The sequence below is a fragment of the Streptomyces mirabilis genome (assembly GCF_018310535.1).
Lineage (GTDB): Bacteria > Actinomycetota > Actinomycetes > Streptomycetales > Streptomycetaceae > Streptomyces.
Map to the genome: position 1 here is coordinate 6462800 of NZ_CP074102.1, position 23088 is coordinate 6485887.

18 protein-coding genes are annotated in these 23088 nt (G+C 69.6%); 16 read left to right on the forward strand and 2 right to left on the reverse strand.

Annotated features, from left to right (window positions below; all coding sequences use genetic code 11):
- Positions 1–254: 254 nt before the first annotated feature.
- A complete protein-coding gene (locus SMIR_RS28495; RefSeq protein ID WP_168490603.1) occupies positions 255–803 on the reverse strand; it encodes a beta-class carbonic anhydrase in 549 nt (182 codons plus the stop codon).
- 436 nt (positions 804–1239) lie between these two features.
- Between SMIR_RS28495 and rsmH the strand changes: the two genes are divergently transcribed.
- The 16 genes from rsmH to SMIR_RS28575 all read left to right on the forward strand — a co-directional run bounded on the left by rsmH (position 1240) and on the right by SMIR_RS28575 (position 19149).
- Positions 1240–2196 (forward strand): 16S rRNA (cytosine(1402)-N(4))-methyltransferase RsmH, encoded by a 957-nt coding sequence (rsmH, locus tag SMIR_RS28500; RefSeq protein WP_168490602.1) that lies wholly within the window; start codon positions 1240–1242, stop codon positions 2194–2196.
- Between the two features lie 22 nt (positions 2197–2218).
- Complete coding sequence (gene ftsL, locus SMIR_RS28505; RefSeq protein WP_212727549.1) at positions 2219–2803, forward strand: cell division protein FtsL; 585 nt, start codon at positions 2219–2221, stop codon at positions 2801–2803.
- Positions 2804–2808: 5 nt separating this feature from the next.
- Positions 2809–4761, forward strand: a complete 1953-nt coding sequence (locus SMIR_RS28510; RefSeq protein WP_283959563.1) for a peptidoglycan D,D-transpeptidase FtsI family protein — start codon at positions 2809–2811, stop codon at positions 4759–4761.
- 226 nt (positions 4762–4987) lie between these two features.
- Positions 4988–6508, forward strand: a complete 1521-nt coding sequence (locus SMIR_RS28515; RefSeq protein WP_168500958.1) for a UDP-N-acetylmuramoyl-L-alanyl-D-glutamate--2,6-diaminopimelate ligase — start codon at positions 4988–4990, stop codon at positions 6506–6508.
- Between the two features lie 4 nt (positions 6509–6512).
- On the forward strand, positions 6513–7943 hold the full coding sequence (locus tag SMIR_RS28520) for a UDP-N-acetylmuramoyl-tripeptide--D-alanyl-D-alanine ligase (protein WP_168490601.1): 1431 nt from the start codon (positions 6513–6515) through the stop codon (positions 7941–7943).
- Entirely contained in the window at positions 7943–9013 is a 1071-nt protein-coding gene (gene mraY / locus SMIR_RS28525; RefSeq protein WP_177323990.1) for a phospho-N-acetylmuramoyl-pentapeptide-transferase, read from the forward strand. The genes SMIR_RS28520 and mraY overlap by 1 nt, the downstream gene beginning before the upstream one ends.
- Positions 8995–10419: a UDP-N-acetylmuramoyl-L-alanine--D-glutamate ligase gene (gene murD, locus SMIR_RS28530; protein ID WP_168490600.1), complete on the forward strand. Its 1425-nt coding sequence runs from the start codon at positions 8995–8997 to the stop codon at positions 10417–10419. Before mraY ends, murD begins: the two co-directional genes overlap by 19 nt.
- A gap of 120 nt (positions 10420–10539) precedes the next feature.
- The gene (gene ftsW / locus SMIR_RS28535) at positions 10540–11907 is read left to right on the forward strand and encodes a putative lipid II flippase FtsW (protein ID WP_168490599.1); all 1368 of its coding nucleotides are present in this window, start codon (positions 10540–10542) and stop codon (positions 11905–11907) included.
- 6 nt (positions 11908–11913) lie between these two features.
- Positions 11914–13005 carry an undecaprenyldiphospho-muramoylpentapeptide beta-N-acetylglucosaminyltransferase gene (gene murG, locus SMIR_RS28540; protein WP_101405646.1) on the forward strand — a complete coding sequence of 364 codons (1092 nt, stop codon included), beginning with the start codon at positions 11914–11916 and terminating at the stop codon, positions 13003–13005.
- Between the two features lie 25 nt (positions 13006–13030).
- A complete protein-coding gene (locus SMIR_RS28545) occupies positions 13031–13816 on the forward strand; it encodes a cell division protein FtsQ/DivIB (RefSeq protein WP_212727551.1) in 786 nt (261 codons plus the stop codon).
- A 275-nt stretch (positions 13817–14091) separates the two neighbouring features.
- Positions 14092–15285: a cell division protein FtsZ gene (ftsZ, locus tag SMIR_RS28550; protein ID WP_168490597.1), complete on the forward strand. Its 1194-nt coding sequence runs from the start codon at positions 14092–14094 to the stop codon at positions 15283–15285.
- Positions 15286–15311: 26 nt separating this feature from the next.
- Positions 15312–16019 carry a peptidoglycan editing factor PgeF gene (gene pgeF, locus SMIR_RS28555; RefSeq protein ID WP_212727552.1) on the forward strand — a complete coding sequence of 236 codons (708 nt, stop codon included), beginning with the start codon at positions 15312–15314 and terminating at the stop codon, positions 16017–16019.
- A gap of 6 nt (positions 16020–16025) precedes the next feature.
- A complete protein-coding gene (locus SMIR_RS28560; protein ID WP_168490596.1) occupies positions 16026–16745 on the forward strand; it encodes a YggS family pyridoxal phosphate-dependent enzyme in 720 nt (239 codons plus the stop codon).
- A gap of 129 nt (positions 16746–16874) precedes the next feature.
- Positions 16875–17516 (forward strand): cell division protein SepF, encoded by a 642-nt coding sequence (locus tag SMIR_RS28565; RefSeq protein ID WP_101408202.1) that lies wholly within the window; start codon positions 16875–16877, stop codon positions 17514–17516.
- Positions 17517–17567: 51 nt separating this feature from the next.
- Positions 17568–17852 carry a YggT family protein gene (locus SMIR_RS28570; protein WP_075026383.1) on the forward strand — a complete coding sequence of 95 codons (285 nt, stop codon included), beginning with the start codon at positions 17568–17570 and terminating at the stop codon, positions 17850–17852.
- Positions 17853–17898: 46 nt separating this feature from the next.
- Positions 17899–19149, forward strand: a complete 1251-nt coding sequence (locus tag SMIR_RS28575) for a DivIVA domain-containing protein (protein WP_099923131.1) — start codon at positions 17899–17901, stop codon at positions 19147–19149.
- Between the two features lie 291 nt (positions 19150–19440).
- Here the strand turns inward: SMIR_RS28575 and ileS are convergent, their stop codons facing one another.
- Positions 19441–22584, reverse strand: a complete 3144-nt coding sequence (gene ileS / locus SMIR_RS28580; protein ID WP_168490595.1) for an isoleucine--tRNA ligase — start codon at positions 22582–22584, stop codon at positions 19441–19443.
- Between the last annotated feature and the right edge of the window lie 504 nt (positions 22585–23088).

The window sequence follows — 23088 nt, forward strand, 5'->3', positions numbered from 1 at the left end:
CGGCCCGTTCTCGGGCCGACGCCCTGTGCGGACCGGCCCACCCCGAAACACGGACACCACGCGCGAGAGGTTCCGCGTGACGCCACAACCGCATTCTTGTTGCCGTTACCGGTTCGTGTCACTCGCCTGTGGATAACTGGCTGCGATATGTCAGGTCTTGCGACCCTTTGGGCGCCGGTGGGTCGGGGTTCTTTCGTGAAGTGAGGGTCCCACGAGGACCCCAGGAAGTCTTACGAGGGGCCCGGTGGGAGCGTTCAGGCGGGGTCGATCTCGCGCAGCAGACCCGTCGTCACGTCGAAGACGAAGCCGCGCACGTCGTCCGTGTGCAGGAGGAACGGTGAGGTGCGCACGCGCTGCATCGACTGCCGTACGTCCTGTTCGACGTCCCGGAAGGCTTCGACCGCCCAGGCGGGGCGCTGGCCGACCTCCATCTCCAGGTCGTGCCGGAAGTCCTCGGTGAGGGACTCCAGGCCGCAGCCGGTGTGGTGGATGAGCACGACGCTGCGGGTGCCGAGCGCCCGCTGGCTGATGGTGAGGGAGCGGATCACGTCGTCGGTGACGACGCCGCCGGCGTTGCGGATGGTGTGACAGTCGCCCAGTTCCAGGCCGAGTGCGGCGTGCAGGTCGAGCCGGGCGTCCATGCACGCGACCACCGCGACGTGCAGCACGGGGTGGGCGTCCATCCCGGGATCGGTGAACGCGCCGGCGTACTGCTGGTTCGCCTTGACGAGACGGTCGGTCACGCCGCCGCCCGTTGTTATGGCGTCTTCGGGCTCTGTGGGTACGGATGCAGAAGTCGTCATAGCTATGACGTTACTGGTCACGTAAGAAGTAGTCCTGCTGTGAGAGGGGACAAAGAACGTCATCGTGTCTTGTTGTGAGGTAACCCACATGGGTGTTTGGAGATCGCCTGGATAGGTGATTTTTGCTGATTCATAGCTTCGATCGGGGGTTCATGGAGGAGTGGTCCGCGACGCGCATGCCGGTTGATTGACCGCGAGACACCGTGGACTAAAGTGACGCGAAGCGGGAGGCGAGGCTCTCCCTGCTGGACTGCTTTCCCCTGGAGACCCGGCGATTTTCCGGCGTCTCCCCCGCGTGCGCGGCGCGTACGTACGGCTCGGCCTCCTCCCGCTCCCGGTCGGCTGACGCCACTCACCCGGCGCCAGCAGGCCTCCCCTTCTCGAGCGGGTGGGGACCCGGCGGTGCGTACGGCCGCGCCGGACCTGAGAGGGCCCCTTGAGCCAGAGTCGACACGTCCCGGTGATGCTCCAGCGGTGCCTGGACATGTTGGCCCCGGCCCTCACCGAGCCGGGCGCCGTGGTCGTCGACTGCACCCTGGGACTCGGCGGCCACAGCGAGGCGCTGCTGACACAGTTCCCCGAGGCCCGTCTCGTCGCCCTCGACCGGGACAAGGAGGCGCTGCGCCTCTCCGGAGAGCGGCTCGCTCCCTTCGGCGACCGTGCCAACCTCGTGCACGCGGTCTACGACGAACTGCCCGAGGTGCTCGACCGCCTCGGCATTCCGCGTGTCCAGGGCGTCCTGTTCGACCTCGGTGTCTCCTCGATGCAACTCGACGAGGCCGACCGCGGATTCGCCTATGCCCAGGACGCCCCGCTCGACATGCGGATGGACCAGACGACCGGCATCAGCGCTGCCGAGGTGCTCAACACCTACCCGGCGGGCGAACTGGTGCGGATCCTGCGCGCGTACGGCGAGGAGAAGCAGGCCAAGCGGATCGTCTCCGCCGTCGTGCGCGAACGCGAGAAGGAACCCTTCAGCAACAGCGCGCGGCTCGTCGAGCTGATCCGCGACTCCCTGCCGCAGGCCGCCAAGCGCACTGGCGGCAACCCCGCCAAGCGCACCTTCCAGGCGCTGCGCATCGAGGTCAACGGGGAGCTCAGCGTCCTGGAGCGGGCGATTCCCGCGGCCGTGAAGGCGCTCGCCGTCGGCGGCCGGATCGCCGTCCTGTCGTACCACTCGCTGGAGGACCGGCTGGTCAAGCAGGTGTTCGCGGCCGGTGCCGCCACCACCGCGCCGCCCGGTCTGCCGGTCGTGCCCGAGCGCTACCAGCCCCGCCTCAAGCTGCTCACCCGCGGTGCCGAACTTCCCACCGAGGAAGAGGTCGCCGAGAACCGGCGAGCGGCTCCCGCACGGCTGCGCGGGGCCCAGCGCATCCGCGAGGACGCCGAGTGAGGCACCAGGAGGGGGAGATCGAGTGAGTAGGAAACCCGAACTCAGGGGCCGGGCCGCCCGGCTCGCCCGGCTCCTCCCCGTCGGCGGGGGCCATGCCGCCCGCACGCCCTTCGTCCTGCTCGTCGTGCTCCTGCTCGGCGGTGGCCTGATCGGCCTCCTCGTGCTGAACTCCGCGCTGAGCGAGGGCTCGTTCCGCCTGGACGACCTGCAGAGGGACACCAAGAGCCTCACCGACGAGGAGCAGGCGCTACAGCGGGACGTGGATACCTACTCCGCGCCCGACGCTCTCCAGCGCCGCGCCCACGAGCTGGGCATGGTGCCGGGCGGCGACCCGGCCTTCCTCAACCCGGACGGCAGCGTCAAGGGCGTCCCCGGAACGGCCGCCCAGCAGTCCTCCGCACGCACCCCGGTGGTCCGCCCGCCCGAGGTCCTCGCCCTCACGCAGACCACGGCCCCGGCCACCAGCGCCCCGGCGGCCGCCGTCCCCTCCGCCGGCGTCGCCACCCCGCATACCACCACCCCGCATACCGCCACCCCGCATACCCCGACCCCGCACACCCCCGCCCCCACCCCGTCCGCGCAGCCCTCCTCGACCCCCGGCAGGTGACGGAAGTGTCCGACAGGGAACCGCCGCGCCGCCGTGTGCCCGGCCCCGCCAGGCCCGTACGCCCCGGCGGCCAGCGGCGTCCGGGCCCCGGCGCCCGCCCCGCACGCCGCCCGGGCGCGCCCCGGCCCGGCGGCCCGCAGGTTTTGCGGCTGGGCAGCCCCCGGCCCCGGCTGCGCATGGTCAGCCTCACCCTGACGCTGGTCATGATCGCCTTCGTCGTGCGCCTGCTCCAGGTACAGGCCGTGGATGCCAACGCGTACGCCGCGAAGGCCGAGCAGAACCGGTACGTCGGCCGCACCCTGGCCGCCACCCGCGGCGGGATCACGGACCGCAACGGCGTGGAGCTCGCGACGAGCGTGGACGCGTACGACATCACGGCCGACCCCACGATGTTCACGCGGGAAGCGACGAAGGTGACGGACGCGCCCGAGCAGGCCGCGGCGCTGCTCGGGCCGATCCTCGGCCAGGACATGGACACCGTCGCCAAGAAGCTCCGTACGAAGAACACCCGCTACACACTGCTCGCGCACCGCCAGACCCCCCAGATCTGGAAGCAGATCAAGGACCTGAGGAACACGCTCGCGGTCAAGGCGGAGACCGACAAGAGCACCGTCAACTTCCTCGCGGGCGTCGTCGCGGTCCCGGCCAGCAAGCGCGTGTATCCGAACGGCGATCTCGCCGCCGGGATACTGGGCTGGGTCAACGCCGACGGCAAGGGCGGCGGCGGGGTCGAGCAGAAACTGAACAAGGAACTCGCCGGCAAGGACGGCAAGATCCGCTACGCCCAGTCCGGCGGCCGTCAGGTGCCGACCGCGGGGTCGACGGAGACACCCGCCGTGGCGGGCTCCGACGTCGAGCTGACCATCAACCGCGACATCCAGTGGGCCGCGCAGAACGCCATCACCGAGCAGGTGAAGGCGTCCAAGGCGGACCGCGGGTACGTGATCGTGCAGGACGCCCGCAGCGGCGAGATCCTCGCCATGGCGAACTCGCCGGGCTTCGACCCCAACGACCTCACCCAGGCCAACGCGGCGGCCCTGGGCAACGCGGCCCTCCAGGACGCGTACGAACCAGGCTCCACCGCCAAGGTCATGTCGATGGCAGCCGTACTGGAGGAGAACGCCGCAACGCCCGAGACGCACGTGGTCGTGCCCAACCGGCTGCACCGCGGCGACCGCCTCTTCCAGGACGACGTCGACCATGCGACCTGGAACCTGACGCTCAACGGCGTGCTCGCCAAGTCCAGCAACATCGGCACCATCCTGGCGACCGGCCAGCTCGGCAAGACGCAGAAGGACGCGAACAAGGTCCTCTATTCCTATCTGCGCAAGTTCGGCATCGGCAGCTACACCGGGCTCGGCTTCCCCGGCGAGACGAAGGGCATCCTCGCGCCCGCCGACAAGTGGTCGACCTCCCAGCAGTACACGATTCCTTTCGGCCAGGGCATGTCGATCAACGCGATGCAGGCGGCCTCCGTCTACTCGACGATCGCCAACGGCGGTGTACGCGTCGAGCCGACGCTGGTGCGCGGCACGAAGGGGCCCGACGGCCGCTTCACCCCGGCCGCCCAGCCGAAGAAGACGAGGGTCGTGAGCGAGAAGACGGCGAAGACCCTCGCCCAGATGCTGGAGTCCGTCGTGGACGACGAGCAGGGAACCGGCGCCAAGGCGCGCATCCCCGGCTACCGGGTCGCGGGCAAGACGGGTACGGCCAACCGCGTGGATCCGGCCACCGGCAAGTACCACGGCTACACCTCGTCGTTCGCCGGATTCGCCCCCGCCGACAAGCCCCGGATCACCGTCTACTGCGCGATCCAGAACGCCACCAAGGGCAGCTACTTCGGCGGCCAGATCTGCGGACCCATCTACAAGCAGGTCATGGAGTTCGCGCTCAAGACCCTCCAGGTCCCGCCTACCGGAGCGGGGGCCGCCAATCTGCCCGTGACCTTCACGCCGTGATCGATTCCGGCCATACTCCCTGATCAGGACTTGATCAGGTCCGGCCAGGACCCGGACAAGACCGCACGCACAACGGACCAGGAACCAGCTCGTGACAACGATCACCCCGGATTCCGGGAACCACGGCTCGCCACGCCCCTCGCTTCGCTCCGGCGGGGGTGCGCCCGGTACGCTCACCGCCGTGCCACACGCTGATCAGTCCCAAACCACCCAGAAGGGCGTTCCTGTGACATATCCGGGGCCGCCGCGACCGGTCCAGAACTCCGCCACACCCCTCGCGGAGCTCGCCGATCAGCTGGGTGTCACCGCCCCGGCGCCGAACGCGGAGGTCACGGGCATCACCCATGACTCCCGCGCGGTGCGCCCCGGAGACCTCTACGCCGCGCTGCCGGGCGCCCGCCTGCACGGCGCCGACTTCGTGACACAGGCGGCCGGTCTCGGCGCGGTCGCCGTGCTGACCGACCCGACCGGCGCCGAGCGCGCCGCCGTCACCGGGCTGCCGGTCCTCGTCGTCGACGACCCGCGCGGCCTGATGGGAGAGCTCGCGGCCACCATCTACGGCCATCCCGGGCGCGATCTGCTCCAGATCGGCATCACCGGCACCTCCGGCAAGACCACCACGGCCTATCTCGTCGAGGGCGGGCTGAAGACGCTCCGCTCCACCGGCCTGATCGGCACCGTGGAGATGCGCATCGGCGAGGAGCGCATCAAGTCGGAGCGCACCACCCCCGAAGCAACCGACCTCCAGGCGCTGTTCGCGGTCATGCGCGAGCGCGGCGTCGACGCGGTCGCGATGGAGGTCTCCAGCCACGCGCTCGTCCTCGGGCGGGTCGACGGCTGTGTCTTCGACATCGCGGTCTTCAACAACCTCAGCCCGGAACACATGGAGTTCCACTCCGACATGGAGGACTACTTCCGGGCCAAGGCGCAGCTGTTCACACCGCAACGCAGCAAACTCGGCGTCGTCAACCTCGACGACGAGTACGGGCGCAGGCTGGCCGAGGAGGCCACCGTCCCCGTCGTCACCTTCTCCGCCGAAGGGCACCCGGACGCCGACTGGCGCGCCGAGGAGGTCGAGGTCGGCCCGATGGACTCCGCGTTCGTCGCGGTCGGCCCCAAGGGTGAGCGGATCACCGCCAAGTCGCCGCTCGCGGGCCCCTTCAACGTGGCGAACACCCTCGCCGCGATCGTCGCCCTCGCCGTCGCCGGGATCGACCCGCAGACCGCCGCCGACGGCATCGCCGTCGTCCCGGGCGTGCCGGGCCGCCTGGAGCGCGTGGACGCGGGCCAGCCCTACCTCGCGGTCGTCGACTACGCCCACAAGACGGACGCCGTCGAATCGGTCCTGCGCGCACTGCGCAAGGTCACCGAGGGCAGGCTGCACATCGTGCTCGGCTGCGGCGGCGACCGTGACAGGACCAAGCGGATGCCGATGGGCGCCGCCGCGGCGCGGCTCGCCGACACCGCCGTACTGACATCGGACAACCCCCGCTCGGAGGACCCACTCGCGATCCTCGCGACGATGCTCGCGGGCGCCGCCGAGGTGCCGGCGCACGAGCGTGGCGAGGTCCAGGTCTTCGAGGACCGGGCCGCCGCCATCGCCGCCGCCGTCGCCCGGGCGCGGCCCGGCGACACCGTGCTGGTCGCGGGCAAGGGCCACGAGCAGGGCCAGGACATCGCCGGGGTGGTGCGTCCCTTCGACGACCGCCAGGTGCTTCGCGAAGCTATCCAGAAGACCCAGGGATGAACTTGTGATCGCCCTCTCTCTCGCCGAGATCGCAGCAGTCGTCGGCGGGCAGACGTACGACATACCGGATCCGGCGGTACAGGTCACCGGACCGGTCGTCAGAGACTCCCGTGAAGTGGAGCCAGGCAGCCTCTTCGTCGCCTTCGTCGGCGAGCGCGTGGACGGCCACGACTTCGCCGAGGCCGTCGTCGCGGCGGGCGCGGTCGCCGTACTGGCCTCCCGGCCCGTCGGCGTGCCCGCGATCGTCGTCGCGGACGTGCAGGCGGCCCTGGGCGCCCTCGCGCGTCACGTCGTCGAACGGCTCGGCGCGACCCTCGTGGCCCTCACCGGCTCCGCGGGCAAGACCAGCACCAAGGACCTGATCGCCCAGGTCCTGCGGAGCAAGGCGCCGACCGTCTTCACGCCCGGCTCGCTCAACAACGAGATCGGACTGCCGCTGACCGCGCTGAGCGCCACCGAGGAGACCAGGTTCCTCGTCCTGGAGATGGGCGCCCGCGGCATCGGCCACATCAGCTACCTCGCGGACCTCACGCCACCGAGGATCGGCCTCGTCCTGAACGTCGGGACCGCCCACATCGGTGAGTTCGGCGGCCGCGAACAGATTGCACAGGCGAAGGGCGAGCTCGTCGAGAGCCTTCCGTCGGCGGAAGCGGGCGGCGTCGCCGTCCTCAACGCCGACGACCCCCTCGTACGCGCCATGGCGTCCCGCACGAAGGCGCGCGTGATTCTCTTCGGAGAGTCCGGCGAAGCGGACGTACGTGCCGAGAACGTCCGTCTCACGGACGCCGGACAGCCCGCATTCAGGCTTCACACACCCTCCGGGTGCAGCGATGTGACCATGCGCCTGTACGGTGAGCACCACGTGTCGAACGCGCTCGCCGCGGCCGCCGTCGCCCATGAGCTGGGCATGTCCGCAGACGAGATCGCCCTCGCGCTCTCCGAGGCGGGCTCCCTCTCCCGCTGGCGGATGGAGGTCACCGAGCGCCCGGACGGCGTGACGGTCGTCAACGACGCCTACAACGCGAACCCCGAGTCCATGCGAGCCGCCCTGCGCGCGCTCGCGGCAATGGGCAAAGCCTCACAGGCAGAAGGGGGTCGGACGTGGGCGGTGCTCGGTCAGATGGCCGAGCTCGGGGACGAGGCGCTCGCCGAGCACGACGCGGTCGGGCGGCTCGCCGTCCGACTCAACGTCAGCAAGCTCGTCGCGGTCGGGGGCAGGGAAGCTTCCTGGCTCCAACTGGGCGCATATAACGAGGGTTCGTGGGGTGAGGAGTCGGTGCACGTGTCCGACGCACAGGCGGCTGTCGACCTGTTGCGCAGCGAGTTGCGCCCGGGGGACGTCGTGCTCGTGAAGGCGTCCCGGTCGGTCGGGCTCGAACGGGTGGCGCAGGCGCTGCTCGACAGCGGTGCCGAGGGTGAGGTCGCGGCCCGATGATGAACCAGATCCTGTTCGCAGGAGTCATTGGTCTGTTCCTGACCCTGATCGGGACCCCGCTGCTGATCAAGCTGCTGGCCCGCAAGGGCTACGGGCAGTACATCCGCGACGACGGCCCGAAGGAGCACCACAGCAAGCGCGGTACTCCGACCATGGGTGGTATCGCCTTCATCCTGGCGACGATCATCGCGTACTTCCTGTCCAAGGTGATCACGGGCAAGCCGCCGACCTTCTCGGGTCTGCTGGTGCTCGGCCTGATGGCCGGCATGGGCCTGGTCGGCTTCCTGGACGACTACATCAAGATCGTCAAGCGGCGTTCGCTCGGTCTGCGGGCCAAGGCGAAGATGGCCGGTCAGCTGATCGTCGGCATCTCCTTCGCGGTCCTCGCACTGCAGTTCGCGGACAACCACGGCAACACCCCGGCCTCCACCAGGCTCTCCTTCGTGGAGGACTTCGGCTGGACCATCGGCCCGGTGCTCTTCGTGGTCTGGGCCCTGTTCATGATTCTCGCCATGTCGAACGGCGTGAACCTGACCGACGGTCTGGACGGTCTCGCCACCGGCGCCGCGACCATGGTCTTCGGCGCGTACACCTTCATCGGCGTCTGGCAGTTCCAGGAGTCCTGCGCCAACGCGCAGACCCTGACCAACCCGGCCGCCTGCTACGAGGTACGAGATCCACTCGACCTCGCGGTCGTCGCCTCCGCCCTGATGGGAGCCTGCTTCGGCTTCCTGTGGTGGAACACCTCGCCCGCCAAGATCTTCATGGGTGACACCGGTTCGCTGGCCCTCGGCGGCGCGCTTGCCGGTCTCGCGATCTGCTCCCGCACGGAGCTGCTGGTCGCGCTCCTCGGCGGCCTCTTCGTCCTGATCACCATGTCGGTCGTCATCCAGGTCGGCTCCTTCCGGCTCACCGGCAGGCGCGTCTTCCGCATGGCGCCACTCCAGCACCACTTCGAACTAAAGGGGTGGTCCGAAGTCCTTGTCGTGGTCCGCTTCTGGATCATCCAGGGCATGTGCGTCATCGTGGGTCTGGGCCTCTTCTACGCAGGATGGGCAGCCAAGAAGTGACCGACTGGCAGGGCAAGCACGTCACCGTCGCCGGGCTCGGCGTCTCCGGTATCCCGGCGGCCAAGGTGCTGCACGGTCTCGGCGCAGTCGTCACGGTCGTCAACGACGGCGACGACGAGCGCTCCCGGGCGCAGGCCGCGGAGCTGGAGGCGCTCGGCATCACCGTGCGCCTCGGTGACGGCGCCACCCTGCCCGAGGGCACCGAACTCATCGTCACCGCGCCCGGCTGGAAGCCGGACAAGCCGCTGTTCGCCGCGGCCACCGCGGCGGACGTCCCGGTCTGGGGGGACGTCGAACTGGCCTGGCGGCTGAGAGGCCCTGACGCGGCCCCCTGGCTGGCCGTCACCGGCACCAACGGCAAGACCACCACCGTGCAGATGCTCGCCTCGATCCTGACGTCGGCCGGGCTGCGCACGGCCGCTGTCGGCAACATCGGGGTCTCGCTCCTCGACGCGGTCCTCGGCGAGGAGCGGTACGACGTCCTGGCGGTGGAGCTGTCGAGCTATCAGCTGCACTGGGCGCCGTCGCTGCGCGCGCACTCGGCCGTCGTACTGAACCTGGCACCGGATCACCTCGACTGGCACGGCTCCATGGAGGCGTACGCCGCCGACAAGGGCCGTATCTACGAAGGCAATCGGGTCGCCTGCGTCTACAACCTCGCCGACAAGGCCACCGAGGACCTGGTGCGCGAGGCGGACGTCGAGGAGGGATGCCGGGCGGTCGGCTTCACCCTCGGCACCCCCGGACCGTCCCAACTCGGCGTCGTGGAAGGCATCCTGGTCGACCGCGCCTTCGTCGAGAACCGGCAGAAGAACGCCCAGGAACTCGCCGAGGTCTCCGACGTCAACCCGCCCGCCCCGCACAACATCGCCAACGCCCTTGCGGCGGCGGCCCTGGCACGCGCCTTCGGGGTGCCCGCCGCGGCCGTACGGGACGGGCTGCGGGCCTTCACGCCGGACGCCCACCGCATCGCGCACGTCGCCGACGTGGACGGCGTCGCGTACATCGACGACTCCAAGGCGACCAACACGCATGCCGCGGAAGCCTCTTTGGCGGCCTACGAGTCGATCGTGTGGATCGCGGGCGGGCTCGCCAAGGGCGCGACCTTCGACGAGCTGGTCGCCAAGTCGGCAAAGCGACTTCGGGGCGTCGTGCTCATCGGCGCGGATCGGGCTCTGATCCGTGAAGCCCTTGTGCGACACGCGCCGGAAGTACCCGTCGTCGACCTCGACCGGACCGACACTGGGGCGATGCTCGCGGCGGTTCGGGAGGCGCGGGGGCTCGCCCGCGAGGGCGACACGGTGTTGCTGGCGCCGGCCTGTGCCTCCATGGACATGTTCGCCAACTACAACAAGCGCGGGGACGCGTTCGCGGAGGCGGTCCGCGAACTCGGCGCGAGCGCCTGACGGCGGGTCTCGGACGGTCCGGGCGCGCCCGGGACCCTTGGGAGGGACGCGTGACGCCATTGTGGGGACCCTCATCGCCCTGCGGGACGCCCTCCCGGGGCACGGCGGACGGAGCCGGTGATGGCCAGTAGCCGTACTGGCCGTCCCCCCGTCCAGCGTGCCCCACGGCGCCCCGCCGGACGCCCCCGGCCCCCGCGCGACAACCCCCTGCGTCTGCTCTACCTGCGCGCCCGCAAGGCCTGGGACCGTCCGCTCACCGCGTACTATCTGATCTTCGGCAGCAGCCTGTTGATCACCGTGCTGGGCCTGGTGATGGTCTACTCGGCCTCGATGATCACGGCGCTGCAGCTCTCGCTGCCGGGGTCGTTCTTCTTCCGCAAACAGTTCCTCGCGGCCTCCATCGGCACCGTGCTGCTCCTGATCGCCATGCGGGTGCCGGTGAAACTGCACCGGGCGCTGGCGTATCCGATCCTGGCCGTCGCGGTCTTCCTGATGATCCTCGTGCAGGTCCCGGGGATAGGGATGGCGGTCAACGGCAACCAGAACTGGATCTCCCTGGGCGGCTCGTTCCAGATCCAGCCCAGCGAGTTCGGCAAGCTCGCGCTCGTGCTGTGGGGCGCCGACCTGCTCGCCCGCAAGCAGGACAAGGGCATGCTCGCGCAGTGGAAGCACATGCTGGTGCCGCTCGTCCCGGGCACCTTCCTGCTGCTCGGGCTGATCATGCTCGGTGGCGACATGGGCACGGCGATCATCCTCACCGCCATCCTCTTCGGACTGCTGTGGCTGGCCGGAGCGCCCACGCGGCTGTTCGGCGGCGTGCTGGCGGTCGCCGTGACCATCGGTTTCATCCTGATCAAGACGAGCCCCAACCGGATGTCCCGGCTCGCCTGCATCGGCGCCACCGAACCCGGCCCGAACGACACCTGCTGGCAGGCCGTGCACGGCATCTACGCCCTGGCCTCCGGCGGACTGTTCGGTTCCGGCCTCGGCGCCAGTGTGGAGAAATGGGGCCAACTTCCCGAAGCGCACACCGACTTCATCTTCGCCATCACCGGGGAGGAACTGGGCCTCGCGGGGACGCTGTCGGTGCTCGCCCTCTTCGCGGCTCTAGGCTATGCGGGTATCCGCGTGGCCGGACGCACGGAGGACCCCTTCGTGAGGTATGCCGCGGGAGGCGTGACCACCTGGATCACGGCCCAGGCCGTGATCAACATCGGTGCGGTGCTCGGTCTGCTGCCGATCGCCGGAGTCCCGCTCCCGCTGTTCTCCTACGGAGGGTCCGCCCTGCTGCCGACCATGTTCGCCATCGGGCTGCTGATCGCCTTCGCACGCGACGAGCCCGCTGCGCGGGCGGCGCTTGCGATGCGGCAACCCCGCTTTGGCAGAAAGCGTGCTGCGGTGAGAGGCTCCGCGGGGGCCGCGGGGCCTCGGAGATGGAACACGATGCGACGGCGTGCCTCGGCGGCGCGTTCGTCCGGAGAGCGGTGAATTTCGGTGCATGTCGTACTCGCCGGCGGGGGGACCGCCGGCCACATCGAGCCCGCGCTCGCCCTCGCGGACGCCCTGCGCAGGCAGGACCCGACCGTGGGGATCACGGCCCTGGGCACGGAACGCGGACTTGAGACCCGGCTCGTACCGGAGCGGGGCTACGAACTCGCGCTGATCCCCGCCGTCCCGCTGCCCCGCAAGCCCACACCCGAGCTGATCACCGTCCCGGGGCGGCTGCGCGGCACGATCAAGGCGGCCGAGCAGGTCCTGGAGCGCACCAAGGCGGACGCGGTCGTCGGCTTCGGCGGCTATGTGGCGCTGCCCGCCTACCTCGCGGCCAAGCGCCTCGGCGTGCCGATCGTGATCCACGAGGCCAACGCCCGGCCGGGCCTCGCCAACAAGATCGGTTCCCGGTACGCGGCGCAGGTCGCCGTCTCGACCCCGGACAACAAGCTGCGCGGAGCCCGCTACATCGGCATCCCGCTGCGCCGCTCGATCGCCACCCTCGACCGGGCCGCCGTACGCCCCGAGGCGCGCGCCGCGTTCGGTCTCGACCCCTCGCTGCCGACCTTGCTGGTTTCCGGCGGCTCGCAGGGCGCACGGCGCCTCAACGAGGTCGTCCAGCAGGCGGCTCCGTACCTCCAGCAGGCCGGTATCCAGATCCTGCACGCGGTCGGCCCGAAGAACGAACTGCCGCAGGTCCACCAGATGCCGGGAATGCCCCCGTACATCCCGGTACCGTACGTGGACCGGATGGACCTCGCGTACGCCGCGGCCGACATGATGCTCTGCCGCGCGGGCGCGATGACCGTCGCCGAACTCTCCGCCGTCGGGCTGCCCGCCGCCTACGTCCCGCTGCCCATCGGCAACGGCGAACAGCGGCTGAACGCCCAACCGGTGGTCAAGGCCGGTGGCGGCCTCCTCGTCGACGACGCGGAGCTGACGCCCCAGTGGGTGCAGCAGAACGTGCTGCCCGTGCTCGCCGACCCGCACCGGCTGTACGAGATGTCCCGCGCCGCCAGTGAGTTCGGTCGCCGGGACGCCGACGACCTGCTCGTCGGCATGGTGTACGAGGCGATCGCCTCTCGCCACCGCTAGGACCGCATGAGGGAAGGCAGGGAGCGTGGCCGGACCGACGACCGCCGAGCGCGGTGAACGGCAGAAGGTGGAGTCCGGCTCGCCCCGCCTCAGGCGGCTGCGTCGCCTTCGTGTGCTCATCATCCTTTTGACCGTGGTGGTGTTGGTGACGGCGGCCACGCTCTGGCTGCTCTACGGCTCGCCGTGGCTGCGGGTCGAGAAGGTGTCGGTCTCCGGGGTGCGGGTCCTGACGGACCGGCAAGTGCGCGACGCGGCCGACGTGCCGGTCGGATCGCCGCTGATTTCTATCGACACCGATGCCGTTGAGGCGCGATTGCGCCGGAAATTGCCCCGAATCGACTCGGTTGATGTCGTCCGTTCCTGGCCGCACGGAATCGGGCTGAAAGTGACCGAACGCACCCCGGTGCTCATTCTCAAAAGCACCGGAAGCGGTGGCAAGTACGTCGAAGTGGATGCCAAGGGCGTGCGTTTCGCGACGGTTTCGGCTGCCCCGAAGGGCGTGCCCGCGCTGGAATTGGCGGTGTCCAAGGCGGCCGTCCTGCGCCGCTTCCCGGTCGACCGGCTGGTGCGCGAGGCGGTGGGGGTGGCCGGGGACATTCCGGCCGCCGTCCGTCGCGACACCAGGATCGTCAAGGTCCGTTCGTACGACTCGATCTCGCTGGAGTTGAGCGGCGGACGCAGCGTCGAGTGGGGGAGCGGCGACAAGGGCCGCGCGAAGGCCAGGACGCTCACCGCTCTCATGAAAGCAGCTCCAGGGGCCCGGCACTTCGATGTGAGTGCCCCCATCGCCCCTGCTTCATCGGGGAGTTGACGCACATCAGTGCAGGCCAGCACCCTGGTTGGGCAGCGCTACGGCTGATCACATAGGGTGAAAAGAAAAACGGGAGGTTCGGCGTGTTCGTTGAACGTGCGCCACTTGTCGACTTAGTGTCCTGTTCGGAAGAGTCCAAGGAACAGACACACTGGTAACCCTAAACTTCAGCGTTAGGGTTCGGGTCGGCGTTCGGACCGTCCCATTCGGCATCAGTCGTCGGATCGCGAGCGTGCGAGGCGACGACACGTAACTCGAGGCGAGAGGCCTTCGACGTGGCAGCACCGCAGAACTACCTCGCAGTCATCAAAGTCATCGGTGTCGGCGGCGGTGGTGTCAATGCCATCAACCGGATGATCGAGGTCGGTCTCAAGGGCGTCGAGTTCATCGCCATCAACACGGACGCGCAAGCTCTGTTGATGAGCGACGCCGACGTCAAGCTCGACGTCGGCCGCGAACTCACGCGCGGACTCGGCGCCGGAGCCAACCCGGCCGTCGGCCGCAAGGCGGCCGAGGACCACCGCGAGGAGATCGAGGAGGTCCTCAAGGGGGCCGACATGGTCTTCGTGACGGCCGGTGAAGGCGGCGGCACCGGCACCGGCGGCGCACCCGTCGTGGCCAACATCGCCCGCTCGCTCGGCGCCCTCACCATCGGCGTGGTCACCCGTCCCTTCACCTTCGAAGGACGGCGTCGCGCCAACCAGGCCGAGGACGGCATCGCGGAACTCCGCGAAGAGGTCGACACCCTCATCGTCATCCCGAACGACCGGCTGCTGTCCATCTCGGACCGCCAGGTCTCCGTCCTCGACGCCTTCAAGTCGGCGGACCAGGTCCTGCTGTCGGGTGTTCAGGGCATCACCGACCTCATCACCACGCCCGGTCTGATCAACCTCGACTTCGCCGACGTCAAGTCCGTGATGTCCGAGGCGGGTTCCGCGCTCATGGGCATCGGCTCGGCCCGCGGCGACGACCGCGCCGTGGCGGCGGCCGAGATGGCGATCTCCTCGCCGCTCCTGGAAGCCTCCATCGACGGCGCACGCGGCGTCCTGCTCTCCATCTCCGGTGGCTCCGACCTCGGCCTTTTCGAGATCAACGAGGCCGCCCAGCTGGTCAGCGAGGCCGCGCACCCCGAGGCCAACATCATCTTCGGCGCGGTCATCGACGACGCGCTCGGCGACGAGGTGCGGGTCACCGTGATCGCCGCCGGCTTCGACGGCGGCCAGCCGCCGGCCAAGCGGGACAACATCCTCGGCTCCACCTCCGCCAAGCAGCGCGAGGAGCCCGCGCCGGTACGGGCCGCCGAGAGCCGTCCGTCCTTCGGCTCGCTCGGCAGCGTCACGCCGAAGGAGGCCCCGGAGCTCACCCCGGAGCCGGTCAACGAGGTCCAGGTCGCTCCGCCGGTCCCGCCGTCCCGCGCCTACTCGGACAGCGCGGCCGAGGAGCTGGACGTGCCGGACTTCCTGAAGTGATAGGACATCGCTCCGAAACGAGCACCGTGAGCGGCGCGCACTTCGCCTTCACCGACCGGTGGGGCGGGGTGAGCGCCGTTCCGTACGAGGAGCTCAACCTCGGCGGAGCGGTCGGCGACGATCCCGACGCCGTACGGACCAATCGTGAACTGGCCGCCAAGTCGCTCGGACTGGACCCGGCCCTGGTCGTGTGGATGAACCAGGTGCACGGGCCGGACGTGGCGGTGGTCGACGGACCGTGGCTCTCCTCGGAGATCCCGTCGGTCGACGCGATCGTGACCGCGCGGCGCGGGCTCGCCCTCGCCGTCCTCACCGCGGACTGCACGCCGGTCCTGCTGGCCGACCCGGTCGCCGGGATCGCGGCCGCCGCCCACGCGGGGCGGCCCGGCATGGTCGCAGGGGTCGTCCCCGCCGCCGTACGGGCCATGGTGGAACTCGGCGCCGAGCCCGAGCGGATCGTCGCCCGCACCGGACCCGCGGTCTGCGGCCGGTGCTACGAGGTGCCGGACGAGATGCGCGCCGAAGTCGCCGCCGTCGAGCCGGCGGCGTACGGCGAGACCAGCTGGGGCACTCCCGCGGTCGATGTGACCGCCGGAGTGCACGCGCAGTTGGAACGACTCGGGGTGCGCGACCGGGCGCAGTCGCCGGTGTGCACGCTGGAGTCGGACGACCACTTCTCGTACCGACGGGACCGCACGACCGGGCGGCTCGCAGGCTATGTCTGGCTGGACTGATGGGGCATGACGGACCGTAAGGCTCAACTCGCCGGAAATCTGGCGAAAGTGGAAGAGCGCATCGCGGCGGCCTGTGTGGCCGCCGGGCGCAAGCGTGAAGAGGTGACCCTGATCGTGGTCACCAAGACCTACCCCGCCAGTGATGTGCGGGTCCTGTCGGAACTCGGTGTGCGCCACGTCGCCGAGAACCGGGACCAGGACGCGGCGCCCAAGGCAGCGGCTTGCTCGGATCTGCCCCTCTCGTGGCATTTTGTCGGTCAGTTGCAGACCAACAAGGTGCGTTCTGTGGTCGGTTATGCGGATGTGGTGCAGTCCGTGGACCGTGCCCGGCTTGTCACGGCCCTGTCGAAGGAAGCGGTGCGGGTGGAGCGCGAGGTGGGCTGCCTCATCCAGGTCGCACTGGACGCGCAGGAGAGCGGCCGGGGTGAGCGGGGAGGCGTCGGAGTCGGCGGAATCGAAGAGTTGGCCGACCTCGTCGCCGGGGCGCCCGGGCTCCGGCTCGACGGACTGATGACCGTCGCACCGCTCACCGGGGCGTACGCCGGGCGCCAACAAGCGGCGTTCGAGCGGCTGATGGATTTGTCGACTGCTATGCGCCGCACGCATCCTGCTGCGAACATGGTGTCTGCAGGGATGAGTGCGGACCTCGAGCAGGCCGTGGCGGCCGGAGCGACACATGTACGCGTCGGTACGGCGGTACTCGGAGTCCGACCCGGGCTCGGGTAACGTCGCCAAGAAGTCGGACCACAGCAGAAAATATGGTCATTACCGCCACTGGCGGGCATAACGACCTCGTGGATCGCGGGCACTTGGCACTTCGTCAGCCGATCCACCACAGAGCGGAGGACTCAGAGCATGGCCGGCGCGATGCGCAAGATGGCGGTCTACCTCGGCCTCGTGGAGGACGATGGGTACGACGGCAGGGGATTCGACCCCGATGACGAGTTCGAGCCCGAGCTCGACCCGGAGCCCGAGCGCGACCGGCGGCGGCACGAGCCGCCCCACCAGTCGCATCAGGCACACCAGTCCCAACGGGACGAATCGGTACGAATGGTGCAGCCTCCGGCGCCTCGCGATCCGGTGCCGCATTCCGCTTCGCTCGCTGCGGAATCCAGCCGTCCGGCGCGGATCGCGCCCGTGGCGTCCATCACACAAGAACGCGCAAGCCTGGAGAAGAACGCACCGGTGATCATGCCCAAAGTCGTGTCGGAACGAGAGCCGTACCGGATCACCACACTTCACCCGCGGACCTACAACGAGGCCCGTACCATCGGGGAACACTTCCGTGAGGGCACCCCGGTGATCATGAATCTGACTGAGATGGATGACACAGATGCGAAGCGACTTGTCGACTTTGCGGCCGGTTTGGTGTTTGGTCTCCACGGCAGCATCGAGCGGGTGACGCAGAAGGTGTTCCTGTTGTCGCCTGCTAACGTCGATGTCACGGCGGAGGACAAGGCCCGCATCGCAGAGGGCGGGTTCTTCAACCAGAGCTGAGACGCAGGACCGGATCAAGGTACGGAAACAGGGGAGAGGGAAGCGCGGATCATGAGCGTGGTCGGGCAGGTTCTCTACGTCGCGCTGACGTGTTTCCTCGTCGTGTTGATTTTCCGGTTGGTCATGGACTACGTCTTCCAGTTCGCCCGCTCATGGCAACCCGGCAAGGCGATGGTGGTCGTTCTCGAGGCCACCTACACTGTCACCGATCCACCGCTCAAGCTTCTGCGGCGGTTCATTCCGCCGCTGCGTCTCGGGGGCGTGGCGCTTGACCTGTCCTTCTTCGTACTGATGATCATCGTCTACATCCTGATCTCCGTCGTGAGCCGGCTGTGAACGATACGGTCTTGCCGAATGCCGACGACTACGTTGAGGTGAAGAGATGCCGTTGACCCCCGAGGACGTGCGGAACAAGCAGTTCACGACCGTCCGCCTCCGAGAAGGCTATGACGAGGACGAGGTCGATGCCTTCCTCGACGAGGTCGAAGCCGAACTGACGCGACTGCTCCGCGAGAACGAGGACCTGCGCGCCAAACTGGCGGCGGCCACGCGCGCGGCTGCGCAGAACCAGCAGCAGGGCATGCGCAAGCCGCCCGAGCAGCAGGATCAGCAGGGCCCGCCGCAGGGCATGCGAGGTCCCGGCGCCCCCGTACCCGCCGGCATATCGGGCCCGCCGCAGCAGCAGATGGGTGGCCCCATGGGTGGGCCGCCCCAGCTGCCGAGCGGTGCGCCGCAGCTGCCCGCGGGCCCCAGTGCCCAGGGCGGCCAGCAGGGCCAGGGCCCCATGGGTCAGGGTCCGATGGGCCAGGGCCCCATGGGTCAGGGCCAGATGGGCCAGGGCCCCATGGGCCAGGGTCCGATGGGTCAAGGCCAGATGGGCCAGGGTCCGATGGGCCAGGGTCCCGGCCAGCAGATGCAGCAGCAGATGCCGGGCCAGATGCAGCCCCAGATGCAGCAGCAGATGGGTGGCCCGATGGGCGGACCCATGGGTGGCCCCATGGGCGGTCACGGCCCGCAGATGCCGCAGCAGGGTCCCGGTGGCGACAGCGCCGCGCGTGTCCTCTCGCTGGCTCAGCAGACCGCCGACCAGGCGATTGCCGAGGCCCGCTCCGAGGCCAACAAGATCGTCGGCGAGGCCCGCAGCCGCGCCGAGGGTCTCGAGCGTGACGCCCGTGCCAAGGCTGACGCGCTGGAGCGGGACGCGCAGGAGAAGCACCGTGTCGCGATGGGCTCCCTGGAGTCCGCCCGCGCCACGCTGGAGCGCAAGGTCGAGGACCTGCGTGGCTTCGAGCGCGAGTACCGCACGCGTCTGAAGTCCTACCTGGAGTCGCAGCTGCGCCAGCTGGAGACGCAGGCGGACGACTCGCTCGCCCCGCCGCGTACTCCGGCCACGGCCTCCCTGCCGTCGCCCTCCGCGCCCTCGATGGCTCCGGCCGGCGCGAGTGCGCCGTCGTACGGCGGTCAGGGCATGGGCGGGGCCCCGGCACCGGCCGCGCCCTCCTACGGCGGGCAGCAGCAGATGTCGCCGGCCATGACCCAGCCGATGGCTCCGGTGCGGCCCCAGGGACCGTCGCCGATGCAGCAGGCTCCCTCGCCGATGCGTGGGTTCCTCATCGACGAGGACGACAACTGACGGCCTTGAGTACGCCTTAGGCGTCGGCAGCGTTCAGGGCGGAGCCCCGGATCTTTCCGGGGCTCCGCCCTTTTGCTGTGCTCTTTCGCTGTGCTGTTTCGGGCGGGCGTGCGGTTCCCTTGGGGCATCTGTACGGGGTACGCAACGCCGAAGGCCGGGGCCCACCAAGATCTTTGGGATCTTTGGTGGGCCCCGGCCGGGTTGTTCTTCGGCTGCGGGTGGGTGGGGGCTGGTCGCGCAGTTCCCCGCGCCCCTTGGGCCGGGGCGTGGGTACGGCCCCGCCGCCCGGGGCTATGCCTTGCGGAGGTGGAAGGTGAGGGACAGGCCCTCGTCGGTGAACGGAGCGCCGTAGGTGTCGCCGGCCTCGCCTTGGGCGAAGTCGGTGGCGAGTACCTCGTCGGCGATCAGCGCGGCGTGCTCGTTCAGGGCGGCGATGACGGCCGGGTCGGTGGACGTCCAGCGCAGTGCGATCCGGTCGGCCACGTCGAGGCCGCTGTTCTTGCGGGCCTCCTGGATCAGCCGGATCGCGTCACGGGCGAGGCCCGCCTGCCGCAGCTCCTCGGTGATCTCCAGGTCCAGAGCGACCGTGGCACCCGAGTCGGACGCCACCGACCACCCCTCGCGCGGGGTCTCCGTGATGATGACCTCGTCCGCGGCCAGCGTCACCGTCTCGCCGTCGACCTCGACCGAGGCAGTGCCCTCGCGCAGGGCGAGGGAGAGGGCCGCCGCGTCCGTCTCGGCGATCACCTTGGCGACCGCCTGGACGCCCTTGCCGAAGCGCTTGCCCAGCGCGCGGAAGTTCGCCTTGGCCGTGGTGTCGACCAGCGAGCCGCCCACCTCGGAGAGGGAGGCGAGGGAGGTGACGTTCAGCTCTTCGGTGATCTGCGCGTGCAGCTCCCCGTCGAGGGACTCGAAGCCGATCGCCCCGACCAGCGCGCGGGACAGCGGCTGGCGCGTCTTGACGCCCGACTCCGCGCGCGTGGCGCGGCCCAGCTCCACGAGACGCCGGACGAGGACCATCTGCCTCGACAGCTCCGGGTCGATGGCGGACAGGTCCGCCTCCGGCCACGAGGACAGGTGTACGGACTCGGGGGCGCCCGGCGTCACGGGGACGATCAGGTCCTGCCAGACCCGCTCGGTGATGAACGGGGTCAGCGGGGCCATCAGCCGCGTGACCGTTTCCACGACCTCGTGCAGGGTCCGCAGCGCGGCCTTGTCGCCCTGCCAGAAGCGGCGGCGGGACCGGCGCACGTACCAGTTCGAGAGGTCGTCGACGAACGCGGAGAGGAGCTTTCCGGCGCGCTGGGTGTCGTACGCCTCCAGTGCCTGTGTGACCTGGTCGGTGAGCGCGTGCAGCTCGGAGAGCAGCCAGCGGTCGAGGACCGGACGGTCGGCCGGGGCGGGATCGGCCTCGGAGGGGGCCCAGTCGGAGGTGCGGGCGTACAGGGCCTGGAAGGCGACCGTGTTCCAGTAGGTCAGGAGCGTCTTGCGCACCACCTCCTGGATGGTGCCGTGGCCGACGCGGCGGGCCGCCCAGGGGGAGCCGCCGGCCGCCATGAACCAGCGCACCGCGTCCGCGCCGTGCTGATCCATCAGCGGGATCGGCTGCAGGATGTTGCCCAGGTGCTTGGACATCTTGCGGCCGTCCTCGGCGAGGATGTGGCCGAGGCACACCACGTTCTCGTACGAGGACTTGTCGAAGACCAGCGTGCCGACGGCCATCAGCGTGTAGAACCAGCCGCGGGTCTGGTCGATGGCCTCGGAGATGAACTGCGCCGGGTAGCGGCTCTCGAAGAGCTCCTTGTTCTTGTACGGGTAGCCCCACTGCGCGAACGGCATCGAACCCGAGTCGTACCAGGCGTCGATGACCTCCGGCACGCGCGTCGCCGTCCGCCCGCAGCCGTCCTGCGGGCACGCGAAGGTGACCTCGTCGATGAACGGGCGGTGCGGGTCCAGGTTCGACTGGTCGGTGCCCGTGAGCTCGGAGAGCTCGGCGCGGGAGCCGACACAGGTGAGATGGCCCTCCTCGCAGCGCCACAGCGGGAGCGGGGTGCCCCAGTAGCGGCTGCGGGAGAGCGCCCAGTCGACGTTGTTGTTCAGCCAGTCGCCGAAGCGGCCGTGCTTGACCGAGTCCGGGAACCAGTTGGTCTTCTCGTTCTCCTGGAGGAGACGGTCCTTGATGGCGGTGGTGCGGATGTACCAGGACGGCTGCGCGTAGTAGAGGAGCGCGGTGTGACAGCGCCAGCAGTGCGGGTAGCTGTGCTCGTACGGGATGTGCTTGAACAGCAGACCGCGCTGCTGGAGGTCCTCGGTGAGCTTTTCGTCCGCCTTCTTGAAGAAGACACCGCCGACGAGCGGGACGCTCTCTTCGAAGGTGCCGTTCGGGCGGACGGGGTTCACCACCGGCAGTCCGTACGCCCGGCAGACCTTGAGGTCGTCCTCGCCGAAGGCGGGGGACTGGTGGACCAGACCCGTACCGTCCTCGGTCGTCACGTACTCGGCGTTGACCACGTAGTGGGCCTCGGCGGGGAACTCGACCAGCTCGAACGGACGTTGATAGGTCCAGCGCTCCATCTCGGCGCCGGTGAAGGTCTCACCGGTGGTCTCCCAGCCCTCGCCGAGCGCCTTCTCGACGAGCGGCGCGGCGACGACGAACTTCTCCTCACCATTCGTCGCGACGACGTAGGTGACCTCGGGGTGCGCGGCGACCGCGGTGTTGGAGACCAGCGTCCACGGGGTCGTCGTCCACACCAGGAGCGCGGCCTGGCCGGCCAGCGGACCGGAGGTGAGCGGGAAACGGACGTACACGGACGGGTCGACGACCGTCTCGTAGCCCTGCGCCAGCTCGTGGTCCGACAGACCCGTCTCGTCGCGCGGGCACCACGGGGCCACGCGGTAGTCCTGGACCAGCAGACCCTTGTTGAAGATCTCCTTGAGCGACCACCACACGGACTCCACGTACTCGGGGTCCATCGTGCGGTAGGCGTCGTCCAGGTCGACCCAGTAGCCCATGCGGTTCGTGAGCTCGGTGAACGCGTCGGTGTGCCGGGTCACGGACTCGCGGCACTTGGCGTTGAACGCGGCGATGCCGTACGCCTCGATGTCCTGCTTGTCGGTGAAGCCGAGCTCTTTCTCCACCGCGAGCTCGACCGGGAGGCCGTGGCAGTCCCAGCCGGCCTTGCGGGCCACGTGGTAGCCGCGCATGGTGCGGAAGCGCGGGAAGACGTCCTTGAAGACGCGCGCCTCGATGTGATGGGCGCCCGGCATGCCGTTCGCGGTGGGCGGGCCCTCGTAGAACACCCATTCAGGGCGGCCCTCGGACTGCTCAAGGCTCTTGGCGAAGATCTTCTGCTCGCGCCAGAAGTCGAGCACGGCGTGCTCGAGGGCGGGCAGGTCGACCTGGGCGGGCACCTGGCGGTACGTCGGCGTTGTCATCAGCGAGCTTCCTCCGGCGGACTTTCTGCCTTCCGTCCGGAGGGACGAGAGCCTGAGCAGCCATCTCCTGGATGCTGCGGACGCCGTGCGCGGCGCGCTCCCGCGGTACCACCCTCCTTGGCTCCCCAATGCGTGCTGTGCACCGGTGAGCCCCCTCATTGGGGTCGCGATGCCGGTTCTACCGGCCGCTGCTCGCTCGCTGCGGCTTTCTTCCGGCGGCTCCGGGGTGATCTTCGCGTCGCGCTCGCCCCCGGGCTTCCACCGTCCCCGGGTCGCTCTTGGCTGCGTACGCCGCTACTCGTCCCCATCCACGCTTCTCGCTGCGCCCAGTGTACGGCGCCGCGCGGACGGCGGCCGACCGGTTTTCCGGGGTACGCCGCCGGGGCCCCCGGGGTGGTGCCGTGGCCTGCGCGGTGACCCGAACGGCGAGGCGCGGGGGTCCGGATCCTGGGACGCCGGACCTGGCGGATTACCCGGCGGGGAGCTGGGCACAACGCATGAAGG

Coding starts and splice junctions, on each gene's coding strand:
- SMIR_RS28495 (WP_168490603.1), bottom strand. CDS start 803: ATGACGACTTCTGCATCCGTACCCACAGAGCCCGAAGACGCCATAACA.
- mraY (WP_177323990.1), top strand. CDS start 7,943: ATGAACCAGATCCTGTTCGCAGGAGTCATTGGTCTGTTCCTGACCCTG.
- murD (WP_168490600.1), top strand. CDS start 8,995: ATGGGCAGCCAAGAAGTGACCGACTGGCAGGGCAAGCACGTCACCGTC.
- ftsW (WP_168490599.1), top strand. CDS start 10,540: ATGGCCAGTAGCCGTACTGGCCGTCCCCCCGTCCAGCGTGCCCCACGG.
- SMIR_RS28560 (WP_168490596.1), top strand. CDS start 16,026: ATGACGGACCGTAAGGCTCAACTCGCCGGAAATCTGGCGAAAGTGGAA.
- SMIR_RS28565 (WP_101408202.1), top strand. CDS start 16,875: ATGGCCGGCGCGATGCGCAAGATGGCGGTCTACCTCGGCCTCGTGGAG.
- SMIR_RS28570 (WP_075026383.1), top strand. CDS start 17,568: ATGAGCGTGGTCGGGCAGGTTCTCTACGTCGCGCTGACGTGTTTCCTC.
- SMIR_RS28575 (WP_099923131.1), top strand. CDS start 17,899: ATGCCGTTGACCCCCGAGGACGTGCGGAACAAGCAGTTCACGACCGTC.
- ileS (WP_168490595.1), bottom strand. CDS start 22,584: ATGACAACGCCGACGTACCGCCAGGTGCCCGCCCAGGTCGACCTGCCC.